Annotated in this window: 12 protein-coding genes and 1 tRNA gene; 3 read left to right on the top strand and 10 right to left on the bottom strand. The window is 56.5% G+C overall.

The window, feature by feature from the left end:
- Positions 1-40: 40 nt before the first annotated feature.
- The 3 genes from sufC to FAES_RS12270 form a co-directional block, all read right to left on the bottom strand.
- On the bottom strand, positions 41-799 hold the full coding sequence (gene sufC / locus FAES_RS12280) for a Fe-S cluster assembly ATPase SufC (RefSeq protein ID WP_015331533.1): 759 nt from the start codon (positions 797-799) through the stop codon (positions 41-43).
- A 212-nt stretch (positions 800-1,011) separates the two neighbouring features.
- The gene (locus FAES_RS28990; RefSeq protein ID WP_015331532.1) at positions 1,012-4,275 is read right to left on the bottom strand and encodes an Ig-like domain-containing protein; all 3,264 of its coding nucleotides are present in this window, start codon (positions 4,273-4,275) and stop codon (positions 1,012-1,014) included.
- Positions 4,276-4,958: 683 nt separating this feature from the next.
- Positions 4,959-6,170 carry an ATP-grasp domain-containing protein gene (locus FAES_RS12270; protein ID WP_015331531.1) on the bottom strand — a complete coding sequence of 404 codons (1,212 nt, stop codon included), beginning with the start codon at positions 6,168-6,170 and terminating at the stop codon, positions 4,959-4,961.
- 227 nt (positions 6,171-6,397) lie between these two features.
- Here FAES_RS12270 and FAES_RS12265 point away from each other — a divergent pair, with 227 nt between their 5' ends.
- The 3 genes from FAES_RS12265 to FAES_RS12255 all read left to right on the top strand — a co-directional run bounded on the left by FAES_RS12265 (position 6,398) and on the right by FAES_RS12255 (position 8,591).
- Positions 6,398-7,402: a glycosyltransferase family 2 protein gene (locus FAES_RS12265; RefSeq protein WP_015331530.1), complete on the top strand. Its 1,005-nt coding sequence runs from the start codon at positions 6,398-6,400 to the stop codon at positions 7,400-7,402.
- Between the two features lie 250 nt (positions 7,403-7,652).
- On the top strand, positions 7,653-8,450 hold the full coding sequence (locus FAES_RS12260; RefSeq protein WP_015331529.1) for an enoyl-CoA hydratase/isomerase family protein: 798 nt from the start codon (positions 7,653-7,655) through the stop codon (positions 8,448-8,450).
- Between the two features lie 67 nt (positions 8,451-8,517).
- Positions 8,518-8,591: transfer RNA gene (locus FAES_RS12255), tRNA-Arg, on the top strand.
- Between the two features lie 313 nt (positions 8,592-8,904).
- Here FAES_RS12255 and FAES_RS12250 read toward each other — a convergent pair.
- The 7 genes from FAES_RS12250 to FAES_RS12220 form a co-directional block, all read right to left on the bottom strand.
- A complete protein-coding gene (locus FAES_RS12250) occupies positions 8,905-9,918 on the bottom strand; it encodes a zinc-dependent alcohol dehydrogenase (RefSeq protein WP_015331528.1) in 1,014 nt (337 codons plus the stop codon).
- A gap of 80 nt (positions 9,919-9,998) precedes the next feature.
- Positions 9,999-10,391 (bottom strand): VOC family protein, encoded by a 393-nt coding sequence (locus tag FAES_RS12245; RefSeq protein WP_015331527.1) that lies wholly within the window; start codon positions 10,389-10,391, stop codon positions 9,999-10,001.
- Entirely contained in the window at positions 10,384-12,489 is a 2,106-nt protein-coding gene (locus FAES_RS12240) for a heparinase II/III domain-containing protein (protein ID WP_015331526.1), read from the bottom strand. The genes FAES_RS12245 and FAES_RS12240 overlap by 8 nt, the downstream gene beginning before the upstream one ends.
- A 2-nt stretch (positions 12,490-12,491) precedes the next feature.
- Positions 12,492-13,184, bottom strand: coding sequence for an RraA family protein (locus FAES_RS12235; protein WP_041257812.1), 693 nt, complete (start codon positions 13,182-13,184; stop codon positions 12,492-12,494).
- Positions 13,185-13,201: 17 nt separating this feature from the next.
- Positions 13,202-13,933, bottom strand: a complete 732-nt coding sequence (locus tag FAES_RS12230) for an SDR family oxidoreductase (RefSeq protein WP_015331524.1) — start codon at positions 13,931-13,933, stop codon at positions 13,202-13,204.
- Positions 13,934-13,954: 21 nt separating this feature from the next.
- Positions 13,955-15,649 (bottom strand): sodium:solute symporter family protein, encoded by a 1,695-nt coding sequence (locus FAES_RS12225; protein ID WP_015331523.1) that lies wholly within the window; start codon positions 15,647-15,649, stop codon positions 13,955-13,957.
- A 74-nt stretch (positions 15,650-15,723) separates the two neighbouring features.
- Positions 15,724-17,985, bottom strand: a complete 2,262-nt coding sequence (locus FAES_RS12220) for a GH36-type glycosyl hydrolase domain-containing protein (RefSeq protein WP_041257811.1) — start codon at positions 17,983-17,985, stop codon at positions 15,724-15,726.
- Position 17,986: the final 1 nt, after the last annotated feature.

The raw sequence follows: 17,986 nt of genomic DNA, 5'->3' as shown, positions 1-17,986 counted from the left end.
GACTTTCCAGACTATAAACTCAGGACTTTTCGACTAGCGGCTACGCCGCTGCTTCGACTTCGGCTTTGATCCAGTCGTACCCTTTTTCTTCCAGTTCGTAGGCCAGTTCTTTCGGGCCTGACTTCACGATGCGGCCTTTGTAGAGGACGTGAACGAAATCAGGAACGATGTAGTCGAGCAGGCGCTGATAGTGGGTCACGACGATGGCGGAGCGTTCGGGTGAGCGGAGTTTGTTGACCCCTTCGGCTACGATCCGCAGGGCGTCGATGTCGAGGCCCGAGTCGGTTTCGTCCAGAATTGCCAGTTTCGGTTCGAGCATGGCCATCTGGAAGATCTCGTTGCGTTTCTTTTCACCACCCGAGAAGCCTTCGTTCAGCGACCGGCTGAGCAGCGACTGATCGATGTTGACGAGCTTCATCTTCTCTTTCATCAGCTTCAGGAACTGCACCGCGTCCAGCGGGTCCTGCCCCCGGTACTTGCGGATTTCGTTCATTGCCGTCTTCAGGAAGTTGGTCGTGCTGACGCCAGGGATTTCGATGGGATACTGAAACGCCAAGAAAATCCCCTCGGCCGCCCGCTCTTCAGCCGACAATTCGAGGAGGTCTTGGCCATCAAAGTCAACGCTCCCGGCGGTCACTTCGTAGTCTTCGCGGCCCGCCAGCACGGATGCCAGCGTACTCTTCCCCGACCCGTTTGGCCCCATAATGGCGTGAACCTCACCCGGCTTCACCTCCAGGTTGATGCCTTTTAATATCTGCTTGTCCCCGATCGAGGCCTGTAAATCACTGATGGATAACATGTTACGAAATACGTACCGGCTAAAATGAAGGTGCAAAGATAACTCTTACACCTGATGTCTCTGTATGGCTAACAAACTATTCCCGCTAAAAGTTGAGCCGCCTACCGACCTCTTTTAAACCTAAAAAGCTCGCTACCAATCGGTAGCGAGCTTTTTAGCACTAGCGGTTTTCGGGTGGTGAGGCGCCTTCTTGGGCACGCTCACTACCGCGGCTACCGGATCTTACGAATGCTAACCGGTACGCATTTCGGTGTCGGGCAAACGCATTCGGCCGGATCAAGCGTGACGGTCACGTCGGTGAAACAACCGTTGGCGTTGTACAGACGCACCAGGTACGTTACGCGCTGTGCCGGGTTCGGCAGGTTGCTGAACGTGATGGCGTTTCCGCTAACGACTGTGGCACCGCTGAAGTCAGCCACGGTAGTGCCGTCAGCCGTCGAGATGGCGGCCCGGGTCGTGTTTTGCAGATTCGACAGGCTGATGCTGGCGTTGTTGTTGGCCGTAGCCCCGTTGCAGGTAGCCCGCGTTGCCACTACATCGGCGCGCTGTACCGTCGGTGCCAGGTTCACCGTCACTTGCGTGGCGATGCTGGCCGAGCAGCCGGTGCTGAGTACGCAGGTAGCCGAGTAAGCCGTCGTTTGCAGCGGCGATACCGTCAGGGTTGCCCCCGTCGTGCCCGTCGACCACGTTACCGTACCGGCGCAGCCCGTCAGGCTCAACACCGCTTCCTGATCCTGGCAGATCGTCAGGCTGTTCACCGTCAGTACCGGCGTCGGGTTCACGGTGATCGTCGTTGACGCTACGCCTACACACTGATCGGCGCTGGTAGCCGTCACGGTGTATACCGTCGTTGTTGTCGGCTGCACGTTGATGACGCTGCCCACCTCGGTGGTCGACCAGCGATATGTAGTGCCACCCGTGGCCGTCAGCGTGACCGTTGTGCCTTCGCAAATCGTATTGCTTGGGCTTACGCCGATCACGGCCGTCACCGCTGGGTTCACTGTCACCGTCGCCGTCGTCGTGGTCGAGCAACCGTCGCTATTCGTTACGACTACTGAGTAGGTCGTCGTGGCAGACGGGGCTACGGCGATTGAAGCTGTGCCCTGACCGCCGGTGATTGACCCCGTCGGGGTCCAGGCATAGCTGAAGCCTGAGCCACCAGCGGCGTTGGCCGTCAAGGTCGTGCTGGTGCCGTCGCAAATCGTCGCACTAGCTACCGTAGCCGTTACCGCCGGGTTAACCGTTACTGTAGCCGTGGCCGTCGTTGAGCAGCCGTCGCTGTTGGTCACGACTACTGAGTAGGTAGTCGTCGTGGTCGGTGCTACGGCAATTGAGGCCGTACCCTGACCGCCCGTGATTGAGCCGGCTGGTGTCCAGGCATACGTGAAGCCTGTGCCGCCAGCCGCGTTCGCGGCCAGCGTGGTGCTCAAGCCATCGCAGATGGTGGCACTGGCCACCGTGGCCGTTACCGCCGGATTGACTGTCACCGTGGCGGTAGCCGTCGTCGAGCAGCCATTGCTATTCGTCACCGTCACCGAGTAGGTTGTCGTTACCGTGGGGCTCACTGTCACAGCCGATGCCGTGCTGCTACCCGTGATCGAGCCTGTCGGTGCCCAAGCATAGCTGAAGCCTGAGCCACCAGCGGCGTTGGCCGTCAGCGTGGTGCTTAAGCCATCACAAATCGTGGCACTGGCTACTGTGGCTGTTACCGCCGGGTTGACCGTGATGGTCGTCGAGGCCACACCCGCGCACTGATCGGCGCTGGTAGCCGTCACCGAGTAAACCGTGGTGGTGCCAGGCTGTACAGTGATGGTGCTGCCCACTTCACCCGTCGACCAGCGGTAGGCCGCCCCGCCTGAAGCGGTCAGCGTGACCGTCGTGCCGTCACAGATGGTGTTGCTGGGGCTCACCCCGATCACGGCTGTCACCGCCGGGTTGACCGTCACTGTGGCCGTAGCCGTGGTCGAACAGCCGTTGCTGTTGGTCACTACTACTGAATACGAAGTCGTCGTGTTGGGGGCTACCGCGATTGAGGCTGTGCCCTGCCCGCCGGTAATCGAGCCTGTCGGGGTCCAGGCGTAGCTGAAGCCCGAGCCACCAGCGGCGTTGGCCGTCAAGGTCGTGCTGGTGCCGTCACAGATCGTAGCGCTGGCTACCGTAGCCGTTACGGATGGGTTGACCGTAATGGTGATTGACGACGAAGCCGGACAAGCATCAGCGGCCGTCGGCGTACAGGTCACACTATACGTAGTGGTAACCGTTGGTGCCACCGTGATCGACGACAAGCCGTTGTCAGCAGCGCCCGTACTCCACGCCAACGTACCTACGCAGTTGCTGGCGGTGAGGCTGGCGGTTTGCCCGTTACAGATCGCCGAGGCCGAAGCCACCAGCGTTGGCGGTGCCACTGAACCATCGTAAATAAGCAGTGGGCAGCAGCTGCTGGTACCGCAATCGCTCCCGCCACTCAATGAAGTATAGCTGTAGGAACCGGCCGTGACGATGGTCAGGCTACTTCCTGTCCCAACCGACACGCCATCGCGGAACCACTCCACATTGGTCAGGTTGGCCGACAGGCTGGTCACGTAGGCCTCACCCGCGCAAATCTTGACGGGCACCGTGAAGCAGGCCCGGGCTACGTTGTTGCGCGGCGTAGCATCGGGCGTCGTTGCCGTAACGGCCGCGATGTTGGTCAGCACCCCATCGGTGTTGGCCGTAACCGTCAGTGTGTAGTTCAGCGTGACTCCGGCGCCCAGCGTCGTGCTGGCACCACCCCAGGTCACTTCAACCTGGCCATTACCCAGTAGCGCTGTAGTGGCGGCTGGCGACGACGAAACGTACCCCATGCCCGGATCAAGCGTATCTTTCACAGTTACCCCGGCGGCATCACTTCCACCGACGTTCGACACGCTGATCGCAAACGACGACGTAGCCCCGCGTGCTACGCTGAAGCTATTGCTGGTTTTCGTAATGATCAGATCAGGATCACCGGCCTGATAACCAAAGCCAAAAAACGAGGCAAACTGTCCGCTGCCGTTCGTTGTGGCCGTGATAACGGCCGTGCTCCCTACCAGGCTGGCGTCGCTGTCGATGGCGTCATCGCTGCCCTGATTAGCGGCCGATAGTTTCAGCCCCGCTGGTGCATCAACAGGGCGAATACGGATGTCGTAACTGGTCGAAGCTTGCAGCGTACTAGTAAACGAGAATTGACCCGTACTGGTCGTGGTGGCCGTTTCGACAAACACCCCATTACTCTGGTACAAGTACACGCGAGTTCCTGCAATCCCGACATCAGTACCGTCGAAAATACCGTTCTGGTTCTTGTCCTGGAAAACGTAGTTTCCCGGCGTCGCCGGTGGAGCAGAGCGGCCACCAGTTGGTGACGAATAAGCCAGGGTTGTTGCCCCCAGCGCAAAACTGACCCATAAGATGAATAGATGGAGCCAGCGTGGTTTGAGCAGATAAACGTATGTCTGCATGTGTTGAGATAATAGATGGTGATTAATTATAATTAGGTAGTTAGGGGGCAAGCATAAGGTCACGACTCACAACCAATCAGCTGTTTACCAATTGATTAGCAGGCAGCCTGAAGCGCTGGGCGACTAGTTGTGAAGGAATTGAACAAGGGGCAGCCAAACAGGCGCCTGAAGTGGAGTGCCACTGATGTCTGGCGCAGACGGTGATCGGTGAAAGGGGGTGTATACAGGCGGGGGCTTTTTCCCGCTATGGCGCGGCCGAGGGGCTGAGGCGCTGGGTTCCCGTTAGACAGGATACAAATCGTACCGGCAAGCTGATCGGCAACTGACAGAAGCGTATAGGGTACGAATCCGTCTACCAAAAACAGATAACTAGCCGCACGAAAAAGGCGTGCGTTGATGATCATACGGTGAGGCAATTAAATCTAGGTAATCTGCTAAAAGAGGTAGACGCCTTCGCCTGTATGACCGCGTGGCCGGACAAACAAAAAGCGCAGACAAGGCCTACTGTGGCTCCATCTGCGCTTATACCTGCAAGAAGTGTACAAAACTTAATGCATTACACTTTTTTCATACGTTTTATTTGAAAAATAATACGCTATCTGCAAAATACCCAATTATACTCAGTCAAAAACAGATTTCCCTTAGCTAAAAATACCGTGCCAAATGACCCTGACGAATACTCACTAATGAGTAGGTTTAGATGCCACCGGCAAAGATGCATGTACACTCCCCTTAATACGTACTAAGTAATCGTCCAGCAAGCGTCGTACCCGCTCGGGGTTATCGGCCTGCATGATCAGGCCAATGTGGTGATCTTTGTTCATGCGCCAGACAACCTCTGGATCGTTGAATGCCGATGTATCGGGGGCCACTTCGTTGGCTAGTGACGCGATAAGACCAGCATGTTGCCCGCTGTCAACTGGGGGTGTATACGGCTGTCCCAGCGCAGCGGCGGTCTCAAGCCGGGCCCACTCCGCCCACAAGCCCACTCCTGAAGCCGCTTCGACCATTTCGGCAATGTGAGCCCCGCCCACCCGTGAGGCCGTTTCCAGAAAGTACAGTTCGCCGTCGTGGTCGCCCCGGATGAATTCAGAATGCGAGGCGCTGTGCCGCATGCCGAAAGCTGCCATCACGGCATTATTCATAGCCATCAGGTCGGCCGTTTCGGTGCTGTCGAGCGGTAGCGTCTGCGTGCGGAATACCCCACCGCCATGGGCTACTTCCATGGGGGTAGCCAGGTACTGACTAGCCCGACTGAAGACGGCTTTCTGGTCGTACGAAAGCGAATCGACGTGGTACACCCGACCCGGTTTAAACTCCTCGATCAGGTACTGATGCCGAATGTCGCCCAGTTCGTGGATGACCGCCCAGGCTTCTTCCAGCGAGTGCACTTTCCGGATGCCCGTAGTCGACGCCTCGGCACGGGGTTTGATCAGCCAGGGGGCTTCGCTGGTTTGCAGGTACGTGGTAATCACCTCGTCCGTGAACAGGGCACTGAATGTTGGCACCCGGATGCCCTCCGCCGCGGCCCGCATCCGCATGGCCAGTTTGTCGCGGAAGAAGCGGGCCGTTGTTTGGCCCATTCCGGGAATACGAAACGTTTCGCGCAGCAGCGCTCCCTTCTCCACGTCGAAGTCATCCAGCGCCACCACCCGGTCGATGCGGCGGGAACGCATCAGGTGAGCCATGCCCAGCACCAACTGATCCAGGTTCTGGCTATCGTTGCTTTCTGATGGCAGGTAAAAAACCTCTTCGATCGCCTCGTGAGGCCAGGGTTTGTTGGCTAGTTTCTGATCGGTGACCAGATAAACCGTATGGCCCATCTCCTTGCAGGCCCGCATAAACGGCTCTCCCTTGAAGAATGTGGCGATGCAGAGAAACGAGAGATTGGCCATGGTGTTGGTTGCTTCTGTAGGGTGTGTAATCCGTTAGACCTGTTGTCAAGATACAGCGAGCTACAAACAAATGCATAAACCGCTGCGTCTTTTGCTCCGTACGCTCAGAATTAGTTGCCGCATCGTCTTTGTAGGGGCAAAAAATCGTTACTGGTTCACCTTTTTGGTAATATGACCTATTCTGGCATAAAGCTTGACTACGTCCGCCATAGTACACTGCAACCGTTATGGAACCCTACTTTACGATCGTCATTCCAACTACGTCGAGTCCTGCCAACGCCCCTACCCAACTCGCCGATTGCCTGCATGCGCTTGCCCGACAAACCCTGCCTGCCCATCAGTTTGAAGTGGTGGTTGTGGATGATGCGGCCAACGAGGATACGGCTGCGCTGGTAGCCGCCTTTGCGCGCCACGCCCAGATTGAAGCGCGTTATCTGGCTCAACCCAAACGGGCCGGGCTGGCCGCCGCCCGCAACCGGGGCTGGCATGCCGCACGGGGCCGGTATCTGGCCTTTACCGATGCCGACTGCCTGCCGCAGCCCAACTGGTTATCGGCGGCGGCGGTCATGTTTCAGCGGGGGGCGCAGGTCATCACAGGTACGTTGCGCACGCCGGGCGCTCCCGTGGTCCGCTCGGGGCAGCGGGCCGGTGTGTACCGCTCAGCCGCCACGCCCCACGACAGCAGCGACTTTGTAGCAGCCAACTGTTTTATTCAGAAGCCCATTCTGCAACGCGCCGGGGGGTTTGAGGAATCCTTTGATCTGGCCTGGCGCGTCGACGCCGATCTTCAGTTTAAGTTGCTCGAAATCGGCGTTCCGATCCTGAAGTGCCCCGAGGCGGTGGTGGTTCGCCCCTACCAGCCCGCCAACTGGTATACCACCCTGACCAACGAACGGCAAACCCGTTACGACGCGCTGCTTTACAAACGCCACCCCGACCTGTTCCGGCAGCGGGTCCCGCGCGACGAGAAACTCGCCCTGCGCTATTACATCACAGTTATGAGTGTGCTGGTTGGCCTGGTGGCCGCGCTGCTGGGCAACGTACCTGTGTCCTTGTTTTCGCTGCTCGGGTTTATCGCCCTCACGACCTGGCTGGCCCTGGAGAGATGGCCATCGGGGGCTACTTCGTGGCGCGACGCCAAAGTCGCCATCCTGACGGCGCTCGCCATTCCGTTTATCTCGGCCTACTGGCGCCTATACGGCGCGGTCAAATACCGGGTTCTATACTGGTAATCAACGGCTCATCAGGTTACGCCAAGGGCGGTTCACGGTGTTGGGCTGTCCTTGTTGCGTTGGTAACGTACCTGTGCCGATACCGCTCTATCGCTGGCCGATCGGCGCATCCCAGTTAGCAGCACTACCTTCAATGTATGGTGCCTGACCACCCACAACTACTGAGCCCACTAAGGTAGATAAAAGCCGTATGCATGCATACGGCTTTTATCTACCTTAGTGGGCTCAAACCAATTCGTTTGCTGGCCATATGTACGAAAACCTGCTTTATAGCGTCGAAAACGGCGTCTGCCGCATTACCCTCAACCGACCGGCCGTCTACAATGCACTGAGTCCCGGCCTCATTGCCGACATCACAGCCGCCATGACCGACGCCGGCGCCGATCCGGCCGTCCGGGTGGTGGTGCTGACCGGCGCGGGCGACAAAGCCTTCTGCTCGGGGGCCGACCTTAAAGCGGGCTTTGCGGCAACGGCGGGCAACGGCGGCGGGTTATCGTTGGGTACGTCGCTACGGGAGACCTATCACCCCATGATTCTGGCGATGCGTGCGTTGCCGAAGCCCATCGTCGGGCGGGTCAATGGTGTGGCGGCGGGGGCAGGCTGTTCGCTGGCCCTGGCCTGCGACGTGTTGCTCTGTGCCGACGAGGCCTATTTCAGCCAGATTTTCGTGAACATCGGCCTCATGCCCGACGCTGGCTCGACCTTCTTTTTGCCCCGGCTCGTTGGCTCGCTCAAGGCGTTTGAGCTGTGCAGCACTGGCCGACGTGTTTATGGCCCAGAAGCGGCTCAGTTGGGGTTGGTCACCCGCTCGGTACCGACGGCCGATCTTGACCGCGCCGTGGAGGAAACGGTGGGCTATTACGCTACGGCACCTACGGCTGCGATTGGGGCGATGAAAAAAGTTTTGAATCAATCGCTCTATTCGGACCTGGCGCATCAACTGGAACAAGAAGCTGAAAACCAGAATGCTTTGGGGCAATCGACCGACGCAATGGAAGGCATCGGCGCGTTTCTGATGAAACGTCCTGCAAAATTTCAGGGCCAATGAGTTGACAAACGTCTTTTTTGCCTTACTTTTGCAGTCCCAACACACGGGAAACGCCTAACAGCGGAACGCATTCGTAGCTCAATTGGATAGAGCACCTGACTACGGATCAGGAGGTTTGGGGTTCGAATCCCTACGAGTGCACTTGGTGATTAGCCACTTACGACAAAACGTGAGTGGCTTTTTCGTTTTTGTTACAATACAACCTGCAATACATCATAAGGAGTTAATAAGTTGACGCTTTTATTCTTAAAAGCATACATAGTACAACTAGTCTACTAAAATTATACTTTAGTCATAAACCAAAGCTATAGTGCTTCTTCAGCCATCGCTCAGCTAGAATCGTGATTTCATACGTCTACATCAAAATTCAAAGCTTTAGCAGTCTATAACTCCGTCAAAGCAAAATTTTAATTATGGCTATGAAGTATATCATAGATAAATCTCCTATCTGCGTTTATTGAATGTCTAACAAGTATTTCATGCCCGCCGGGTTCTGGTCAATAGCCTCGAACACGTTTTGGGCATCGGTTAGCGGGACCACCTGCGTAATAAGCTTATCGAGTGGCAACGTATTTGACGCAGCCAGCGAAATGGCTTCCTCAAAATCTTCTGGTTCGTAAACCCGAGCACCAATCAATTTTAACTCGCGCCAGAAAAAGCGGAACAGGTCGACGGCTTTAGGTTCGGCATGGATGGCGACCATTACAATTCGGCCACGTACTCGGGGTAACTGGGTCATTACGGCAACCCCGGCTTGCACACCCGATACCTCAAAGACGACATCAGCCATGGCCCCGTTGGTAAAATCCTCTACATGGGCGAGCAGATCGGTCTCTTTGGGGTTGACTGTCGCCAGCCCCATCGACTTAGCGAGTTGGAGCCGCGCTTCGTTAACTTCCGAGATCAGGACGTTGGCCCCTTTCTGTTTAGTCACCAGCGCAATAAGCATCCCGATTGGCCCTCCACCGATAATGACGACGTTCTCGCCCGTTTTTACCTCGCCCAGCCGTACATCGTGACAGGCCACCGCCAGCGGCTCAACCATAGCACCAATCGTCAGGGGCAGGTTGTCGGGCAACCGGTGTAATGTATACGCAGGTACGTTCCAGTATTGTTGCATACCGCCAGGGGCGTCGATACCGATGAATTTCAGGTTCTGTCCGATATGTTGAACGCCGTTGTCAATGGGCATTTCCTTACCTGGTTTCAGCGGCCGAACCGTCACGCGGTCGCCGGGTTGCCAGCCGGTAACCCCTTCGCCAACCGCATCGATCTCGGCCGATACTTCGTGGCCAATGACTTGCGGCAGGCTGAGCCGCTGGGCCATAGCGCCGTGGTAAATATGCACGTCGGTGCCGCATACGCCACAGTAGGCCACTTTCAGGCGGACCTCACCGGGCAATGGCGGCTGCACGTCAACGTCCTGCAGATCAAATGATTTGTTACCGGTAAACTGGAGAGCTTTCATAAAGATAAAGAGCGAAAGAATGAATGAGTGAAAGAGTGAAACGATAGAGTGACAGAAGGGAGAACCGCTCTTTCACTCATTCATTCTTTCGCTCTTTGAATGATTTGTAACATATTCCCGTCGGGATCAAACAGGTTGCGGACTTTGCCGCCACCGATGGCGTTAATGACGGAACCACCCCAGCGAACCCCTTTTGTATCCAGGAAAGCGATGGCTTCGTCGATGTTTTCCACGCGTAGAGCCAAGTGCGACCAACCGGGTGTCCAGGTAGTGCGTTCGGGCCGGGCGGTGTGGTCTTTGGGCATCACTTCGAGCAGGGTGCCGTCGGGGGCTTTCAGCATCCAGACGGGTTTCTCGTGTTTGAACCACTTTTCGTAGCCGAACACCTCGCAGTACCAATCGGCGAGTTGTTCGACGTCGTTAGCCGCTACGCCAGAGTGGTCGATACCCTTTATTTTGAGTGGATTATTCATTGGGTAAGACTCGGTTCAGGGTGTACAGATCATTTTCTTGTCGAACTACGTCCCACCGCCGACCATGCCCCGACACCATCGACAGATGATTGCCCGCTTCATCTTGCACGATCAGCGTCCATTTTTTCTGCCCGTTCGACAGCGTAAACGCTTTTTCTGCCACGGTTAACGACCAACGCTCCAAGGTGATGGCGTCGTCGAGGGCAATGGCGTGAACGACCGTCCGGGCGGTTGCTGATGTCGATTCCGTCCAGCGATAGAGCAAGCCACTGCCGGGTTTTCCTTCACCATACTGATTGGGTTCAACGTGATAAGCATCATGAACGTACGCATACACCGGATGCCCTATTGTACCCTGTCCGCCATGAAACAACTTCATCCCTGCTTCGCTTCGCCGGACGGCCAGGCATGTGGGTTGCGTGTCGACCCTTGCCTGACCGTCGCGATTATTGACGAGCCAATTCCAGACTGTTGTAACGGGTTGGCTTGCTTCAATTCGGTCAACGACAAATAAGACGTGGGCACCCGCCATGAGCCAGAAACGCGAAAAGCGCTGGATAGGCGCGCCACACGCCCCGCCAATCTCTGAGCCGACAACCGAGACCACCTCGTCGCGGTCGACAAGCAATCGACGGTTTTTCCTGTCGACAGCCGGAGCGGGGACGCCGTTGACCAGCATCCGGCGAGGCAGCACGCTTTTCTGTTCCAGCATAGTGGCTTTGGCCTTATCTTCCTGCAAGCCCAGTGTTTCGGCTTCTACGAGAAATGTACACGTATTGTGCGTTTGCGTGCTGCTTTCCAGCCCGTGAATCAGGTTGCGGTAGCAGCTATGGCCGGGGTCAACCAGCAGTCGTTCGCGGTTATGTACGAGGATGAAACTGTTCAGATCACCATGCAGATGACCAGGGCCGTGCAGCTCCTCTCCCCCACCGTTAATGGCTACAATAGTTCGGCCATCCCAGGCATCGCGCATAAACGTGTGGCCGTTGCTGAACGCAGTTGTTAGCGGCAATCCGGCTTCCTGCGGAGTAGTTGATCTTGTTTCGTGGGTCAACAGCGGCAGGGTTAAGAAGCCCCAATCGTTGTTCATCCCAAACGTAGCCAGTTCGTGCGGTCCCTGCGTAGGACCGGGGCGACGCTCGCCGGGTTCGTAATAGGTGGCGAACAGGCCACGTGCCAGCTGCTTTTCTTCCTCGTTTTGCCCCCGAACGGCCAGGTGCAACAACAGATCGCCGGAGGGGCGGAACAGGGCTGCGCTATCGTTGAAATTGGCGGCGCGGGCGCGGGGTTCGGTACCCCAGAAACCGCTTCCGTTATCGGCGAGGGGTTTAGCGTAGAACATGCTGCTGGCCACCCAGCGAATACCTTTTCCATACGTACCCACATCGAGCAGGGCGGCTTTCTCCGGGTACGTTCGGCTCAGCGATTCGTAGGCCAGCATGAGGGCAAACGCCAGGTAATTGCCGTACTGCAATGACTCGCCATACGAGCCGTCGGGCTGGAACGCCAGCGCGCACCGTTGCCATTCCGACACGTATTGATTGATCAACTCCTGCTCGTCAAGCACCACTGCCGACACCAATACGCCCGATAGCAGGATGCCCCGCCAGTTGGCCAGATGGGCATTTTTGTCGATCCACCGCCGACAAAGCACAATGCCTTTTTCGGTCAGGGCCTGCCGGATTTCGGCCTGTTCTGTTTCCGGAAAAGCATGGCGGGCCAGATCATAGACGGCACTCAGCGCCCAGCATAAATGGGCTGTTTCGAGGTGGCCCGTCAGCGGTTCGCTATGGTCGCGGAAGGCGGGACCGGCCCAATCGTAAGCGGGTGTACGGGCAATGTCGAGCGTAACGGTCCGTAGCCAGTTCGCCAGCTTGTCATCGGGCTCCAGGGCGTACAACATGGCCGCGTCCGACAGGTATTCAGCCGCCGGGTAATACCAGGCCACCGTTGACGCCGGCCCGAGTAACCCTTTAGTGGCCACCCGCTCATAAACGCGTTTGCGCAGCGCCGCATGGAAGCGGCCAAGCAACGGATGGCTGCTTTGTAGTCCGTCCAGGATCTGGGTACGTTCGATATCGGATAAAAAAACGGCCATGCTCAGAAATACCCGCCGTTTTTAACCACGTCTGTCGGTTTCATACCGCTTTCGACCATCTCCCGAATTTCGTCTTCCTTGTGCAGAATTTTCTCGGCCGCCAGCAGCACGTCATACGCGATGTGTTGCGGAATCGAGATGACCCCGTCGATATCGCCGAAGACCCAGTCGCCGGGCTTCACGGTCACCTCACCCATCAGCACAGGTTTCTGGTAGTGGTGCATCCGGAAACGGCCGAGCATGCCCGTGTTGGCTTTGTACTTGTGAAAGACCGGAAAGCCAAGTTCCAGAATGGCCTGCGTGTCGCGGATGCCGTTGACGACCGCGCCCTGGCAACCGGCCTTTTGTGCGGCCATGGTCATCACCTCGCCCCATTGGGAGGTGACGCAGTCGCCCGTACAATCCCAGACAACGACCGAGTCGGCGTGCAGGTCTTCGAGCATCTGGGCACGCATTTCAAACTCCCCGTCGGTCGTGATGTCGGGGCCACCTTTCACGGTAAAGGCTAGCCCGGCCATTTTCATCGATTCGCGCAGGGGCGCAAAGTCGGGCGGCAAACTGGTGGCGTGCATGTTGTAGTTGAACCGGAGCACATCGTTGACAGCCCCTGTGTAGAGCCGTAAATAGCGTTCGCGCATCTCGGCGACAGCAATCGGAAAAGGCGATGAAGCAACCGCTTGGCCGTTGCCGTTCATAGGGAGCGTATTTGTTATCATCCTGCCAGAAAATTCATATTGTCGAAATTGATTTCACGGATCACCACATAATCCGGTTGGTTGAGCACAAACGTGATCACGTTGGCGACGTCGTCCACTGTCAAAAACTTTTCGCGGGGTACCTTGCGGTCGCCCCAGTAATCGCTGTCCGTTGGGCCGGGGTTTATGTCGGTCACTTTGATGCCTTCTTTGATTACCTGATCGGCGAGGCCGCTGCTGAGGCCACGGGCACCGAACTTCGAGGCGGCGTAGACGGGAGCATTGGGGTTGGTGCGCTGCCCGGCCATCGAGATCACGGTCAGGATGTGGCCCGATTTTTTCGGCTTCATCACCTTCAGCGCTTCGCGGTTGCAGAGAAACACGCCCCGCATGTTCACGTTCATCATCTGTTCGTAGGCATCCAGTTCGGTTATGGATAAGTCGGTCGTCAGCACGCCCATGCCCGCATTGTTGAGCAGCACGTCGACGGTGCCGAAAGCGTCGAGGCAGGCGGCAAACCCAGCTTGTACGTCGGCTTCGATGCTGACGTCGCCCCTGAACGAGCGCAGGTTGTCGTGCGTGACCTCGTCGGTAAGCTGACGGGTGCGGCTGAAGTCAAAAACTTTCGCACCGTTTTCGAGCAGTTGCAGGGCCGTGGCCTTGCCAATGCCGCCCGACGCGCCGGTGATGAAAATGACTCGACCGGCTATCCGGCGGCCGGCGTCCCGGATGGAAGTAGGGGAATTCATGTGTGTAAGGTTGTGATTCAATTAGTGTACGGTTGTTTCCGTGGGGGCATCCTCTTTGATCATAGCGGCTACTGTTCTGGCCTGATACCACAGAAAAGCGGCGAGCACCAGGCACAACACACCGGCCACCAGGGCCAGTTGTCCGCTCAACAGGCCCCTCGACGGAAAGCCCATGATGACGAACATCAGCCCCGTTACGCCGAAAGCGATGCCGTACATTAGCTTGATGGCATCTTTGAAAACGTTCTGATCGGCGCTGTCGGCCTCGGGCATAAAGGGCACAGTCAGCTTATGAAAAAAGGCGTTAACCTTTTGGTTGTAAGCTACATTTCTGGAAGGAAAGAAGCCCGACGCCATGAAGATGACCGTACAGAACGCAATCTCGATGAGCGTGGCCGCTTCCCAGCTGATCGCCTTGTTCATGTTCAGTACAAAGCCAAGAATGGTCCCTAAGAACAAAGTGGCCAGCGCACCCCAGGGTTGCGGCTTCCGCATCAGAATGCCGAAAATGACCGGCACGATCATGGGCACGGCGAAAACGCCGGCCAGTAGTTTGTTGGCTTCAAACGCACCGCCAAATCCGCCCACGAACAGAGCGCCCACCGTGACCAGAAACCCGACGAGCAGGGTCATGAGCCGACCGACAAGCAACGATTCTTTACCGCTGGCGTTGGGGCGAAACACGCGCTGATAAATATCGCGAGTCAGCACGCTGGCTGTTACGTTGTATTCGGCACTCAGCACCGACATAGTGGCCGCAAACATGGCGGCAATCATCAGGCCCATGATGCCTTCGGGCAGGAGTTTGAGACAAAGGCTTACGTAGGCCATTTCGGGATTTTCCAACTTCGGCAGTATGACTTTGGCAGCCAGCGGTGGGAAAAGGAAAATGACCGGAAAAATGAAGAAGAGTACCGCCGACAGGAGGGCTAATTTTTGGCCGTCGGTTTCGTTTTTAGCACTGTAGAACCGCTGAATAAACGTCCAGTTGCCGCTGTACCGAATGATGATCAGCACGTAATAGGCAATCAGGAAAAGCGGCATGCCTTTTTTACCATTAAACCAGGTCATGTTTTGCGGGATGACCACCTGCATGTGGGCAAAGCCACCCGCCGCGTTGTAGGCCAGCGGCACCAGGATCAGCGTAGCAAAAAACAGAATCACAAACTGAACCACGTCGGTCACGATCACCGCCCAGAAACCACCGACTACGGTGTAGAGCGTAACCACGATACCGCACACGATTACGGCCGTTTCGAACGGAATACCCGACGCTGCCGTCACAAATAAGCCGATTGAATACAGCTTGATCATGTCGTCGAGCAGTTTGAAAGCCACGCCACTCCACGAGAAAATCTGCCGGATGGGTGCGTTGTAGCGGGTTTCCAGAAACTCGACCGGACTGAGAATGCCCGCTCGTTTCCAGCGTTTGGCGAAGAAGAAAACCGCGATCAGCGACGGAAAAATGGTGCTCCATAGCACCGTAATGGCCACCAGCCCATCGGAGTAGGCAATACCCGCGTAGGCGACGAAAATGAAGGTGCTGAACTTGGTCATGAAGTTGCTGATGCCACCCGCAATCCAGGAAACGCCACTCCCCCCTTTGAAATAGTCGTTGATGTTTTTCACAAAGCGACCCAGGAAAATTCCGATGCCCGACATCATGAGCATATACAGGACAATGGCCGTGTAATCGAGGGTTTTGAGCTGGTTCATACAAACGTAAGGAGCTAGGTAGGGAGTGAAGTCAGGTTGTCGAAAGCGATGTGGTCGGGTCAACTTCCTTCATGTCATTCCTTCAATTTAAAATAGCAGAATAATGGCCAGGTGTGAGGATGCGAGCAGTAGCCTTGGAAGGCCCGTTTCCGGTCGGGCGACGGTACCCAGAATGCGTACAGCCCTTCGCGGTACAGGGTCGAGTTCACTTCGTCGGCGGCGGTCCATTGCCCTACCCAATAGTCGGGATACTGCTGGGCGTAGGTGTGAAAGGAGAATTTCAGCAGCAGTGACCAGGCTTCTTCCTTATCGAACGTGGCCACGCCGAGCAGCACAGGGTATTCCAGCGAAAACCAGATACCGCCATCTTCCCCATCGGGATTCCGGCCCCAAAGCGATCGTTCCCGGCTTCGTATCCCAATCTTTTCGGGCGTCAGCAATTTGCTTTTTACGTACTCGTAGATCTCCCGTTTCCGCACGACCGACAGGCCCGGCACCTGCAACAGATAGCCCTGCGGCTCCAGGCAAACGTTGTCGAGGCCAAACTTCAGTTTGCTGTTCAGATAGGCCCGCGCCGAAAACGTCCGGTCGCCCAGGTCGCGCATGTACGCCTGTTCCATGTTGGCCCGGTAGTCGCTCAGGGCGCTGATGAAGTCGGTGGCCTGCTGATTTTTTGCGTGTTGCAGAGCCTCAATCAGCTTAGGGAACACGGCCAAAACGATCACCGAGTTCAGGTGCGATTCGGCAGAACCGGCGTAGACATTGGGTGAATGGTCGTGGAAAAAACTGTCGCTCCAGTCGGAGTTCAGCATCTTCACCAGCCCGTTCGGGCCAACGCCAATCTCGTCGCGCAGGTAGATGAACTGCCTTTTCAGCATCGTCAGCACCGTCTCTTTTTGACCCGATTCCGCCGGGTAGTGCGCCACCTGCTCGTTCAGAAAGGCATACTCTTTTGTAATCAACAGGTACTCGGCCAGGGCGTAGAAGAAGAATAGCTGCTCGTCACTTTCTTTATAGATCGACGGAGCCGTGTAACCAAAGCCATTGTTTCCCCGCTTGATTTCGCCGTCAACCTCCGAGTGCTTGAGCACGTACCTGAGCGTCGATTTGGCCAGCGCGGGATTGGTGTAACACGCAGCCAATGCAGCCTGCAAATGATCCCGATTCGAGATATTGTCGCCGAAATAGTAGCTGTAAACCGTTCCCTGCGGGATGAACGTTTCCTTGTAGTACGCGCTGTATTTGGCCGACGCTTCAACGAAATGGGCGTTCCACAGCATCTCCCGCTTCAGGATTTCGTTTTTCTCAGCCGAAAAATCGGGCAGCTTGGCTCTCCACTGCCGGGCAAATAAGCCTTCCGAGGGGTCGGTCAGGTTCGCGCCCATCAGCAAGTCGGCCACCTGTTTTTCCACGTCCGCAGCCTTCCAATTTCGGTTGGTCAAGCCGATGACGACGTTGAACTGGACCGTTTGGCCGGGTTTGAGCAAAGCAGTCACCACAGTTGCCAGCGTGTCGTTCGTAGCCGTCACGGTAGTGCGGGTGGCTCCATTCGTGTTTTTCGCCTGCATAAACACCGAGGGTGGATGGACGTCGAAACTGGAGCGTTCCGTCGGAGTTGGCACCACCAGAAATTCATTGGCTTTATAGCCGATATCGGCCACGGCGAGTTGCTTCCCGGCATCGACGGCGATGTTGGGCGTGTACAACAGCGGGCGTTTGGCCCTCTCGGTATACTGAGTGCCGTTCAGCACAAAATTCACCAGCATCCGTTCCGAATAAGTGAGTTTCTGCGGGGCGGTACCGTTGTTTTTCAGCGTCACCGTCACCACAAAGGCCGGGTTGCCCATGTTGATTTGGGGGGATGGCTTAACGGAAATGATCCGGGTGCAGCCAATCCCATTGGCCAACTGATAGGTGTACCGGGCAACGCCCACGCCAAACGATTTCTGCACTGCTGCCGGATTAGCCGCCAGTGAATTAACCCCGACTAAGGCAGTTTTTTGGGTCGCGCCGTTGTTGTTAACGACAATACTGGCATCGTTCCAGCCGTAATTGGTTTGCGTGGATGCGTTCACTCTGGCCCATGCCCGTTCGGCGGTTAAAAACTGGTAGACTCCGCTGGCGTGGGTCAGGAGCGCCATGCGGTAGTTGCCCAACAGAAAGTAAGGGTCTTCGGGCAGGTTGGCATCTTTTCCGTTTTTGTCGACCGCCGTAAAGGGCAATTTGCCTGTGTACGTATAGGCAGGCAAGCCCAAAGCGGTCATGTTCCAGGCTCCGGGCTGAGCCTGAGCAACATGAACGAGCACGACAAAAAAGAGAACCAGTGTACGTTTCATC

This window comes from Fibrella aestuarina BUZ 2 (assembly GCF_000331105.1).
Lineage (GTDB): Bacteria > Bacteroidota > Bacteroidia > Cytophagales > Spirosomataceae > Fibrella > Fibrella aestuarina.
This window is presented reverse-complemented; position numbering and strand designations above follow the sequence as displayed.

Excerpts from the sequence above, each read along its gene's own strand:
- FAES_RS12260 (WP_015331529.1), top strand. The coding sequence starts at position 7,653 with ATGTACGAAAACCTGCTTTATAGCGTCGAAAACGGCGTCTGCCGCATT.
- sufC (WP_015331533.1), bottom strand. The coding sequence starts at position 799 with ATGTTATCCATCAGTGATTTACAGGCCTCGATCGGGGACAAGCAGATA.
- FAES_RS12240 (WP_015331526.1), bottom strand. The coding sequence starts at position 12,489 with ATGGCCGTTTTTTTATCCGATATCGAACGTACCCAGATCCTGGACGGA.
- FAES_RS12225 (WP_015331523.1), bottom strand. The coding sequence starts at position 15,649 with ATGAACCAGCTCAAAACCCTCGATTACACGGCCATTGTCCTGTATATG.
- FAES_RS12270 (WP_015331531.1), bottom strand. The coding sequence starts at position 6,170 with ATGGCCAATCTCTCGTTTCTCTGCATCGCCACATTCTTCAAGGGAGAG.
- FAES_RS12265 (WP_015331530.1), top strand. The coding sequence starts at position 6,398 with ATGGAACCCTACTTTACGATCGTCATTCCAACTACGTCGAGTCCTGCC.
- FAES_RS12245 (WP_015331527.1), bottom strand. The coding sequence starts at position 10,391 with ATGAATAATCCACTCAAAATAAAGGGTATCGACCACTCTGGCGTAGCG.
- FAES_RS28990 (WP_015331532.1), bottom strand. The coding sequence starts at position 4,275 with ATGCAGACATACGTTTATCTGCTCAAACCACGCTGGCTCCATCTATTC.
- FAES_RS12230 (WP_015331524.1), bottom strand. The coding sequence starts at position 13,933 with ATGAATTCCCCTACTTCCATCCGGGACGCCGGCCGCCGGATAGCCGGT.
- FAES_RS12235 (WP_041257812.1), bottom strand. The coding sequence starts at position 13,184 with ATGAACGGCAACGGCCAAGCGGTTGCTTCATCGCCTTTTCCGATTGCT.
- FAES_RS12220 (WP_041257811.1), bottom strand. The coding sequence starts at position 17,985 with ATGAAACGTACACTGGTTCTCTTTTTTGTCGTGCTCGTTCATGTTGCT.
- FAES_RS12250 (WP_015331528.1), bottom strand. The coding sequence starts at position 9,918 with ATGAAAGCTCTCCAGTTTACCGGTAACAAATCATTTGATCTGCAGGAC.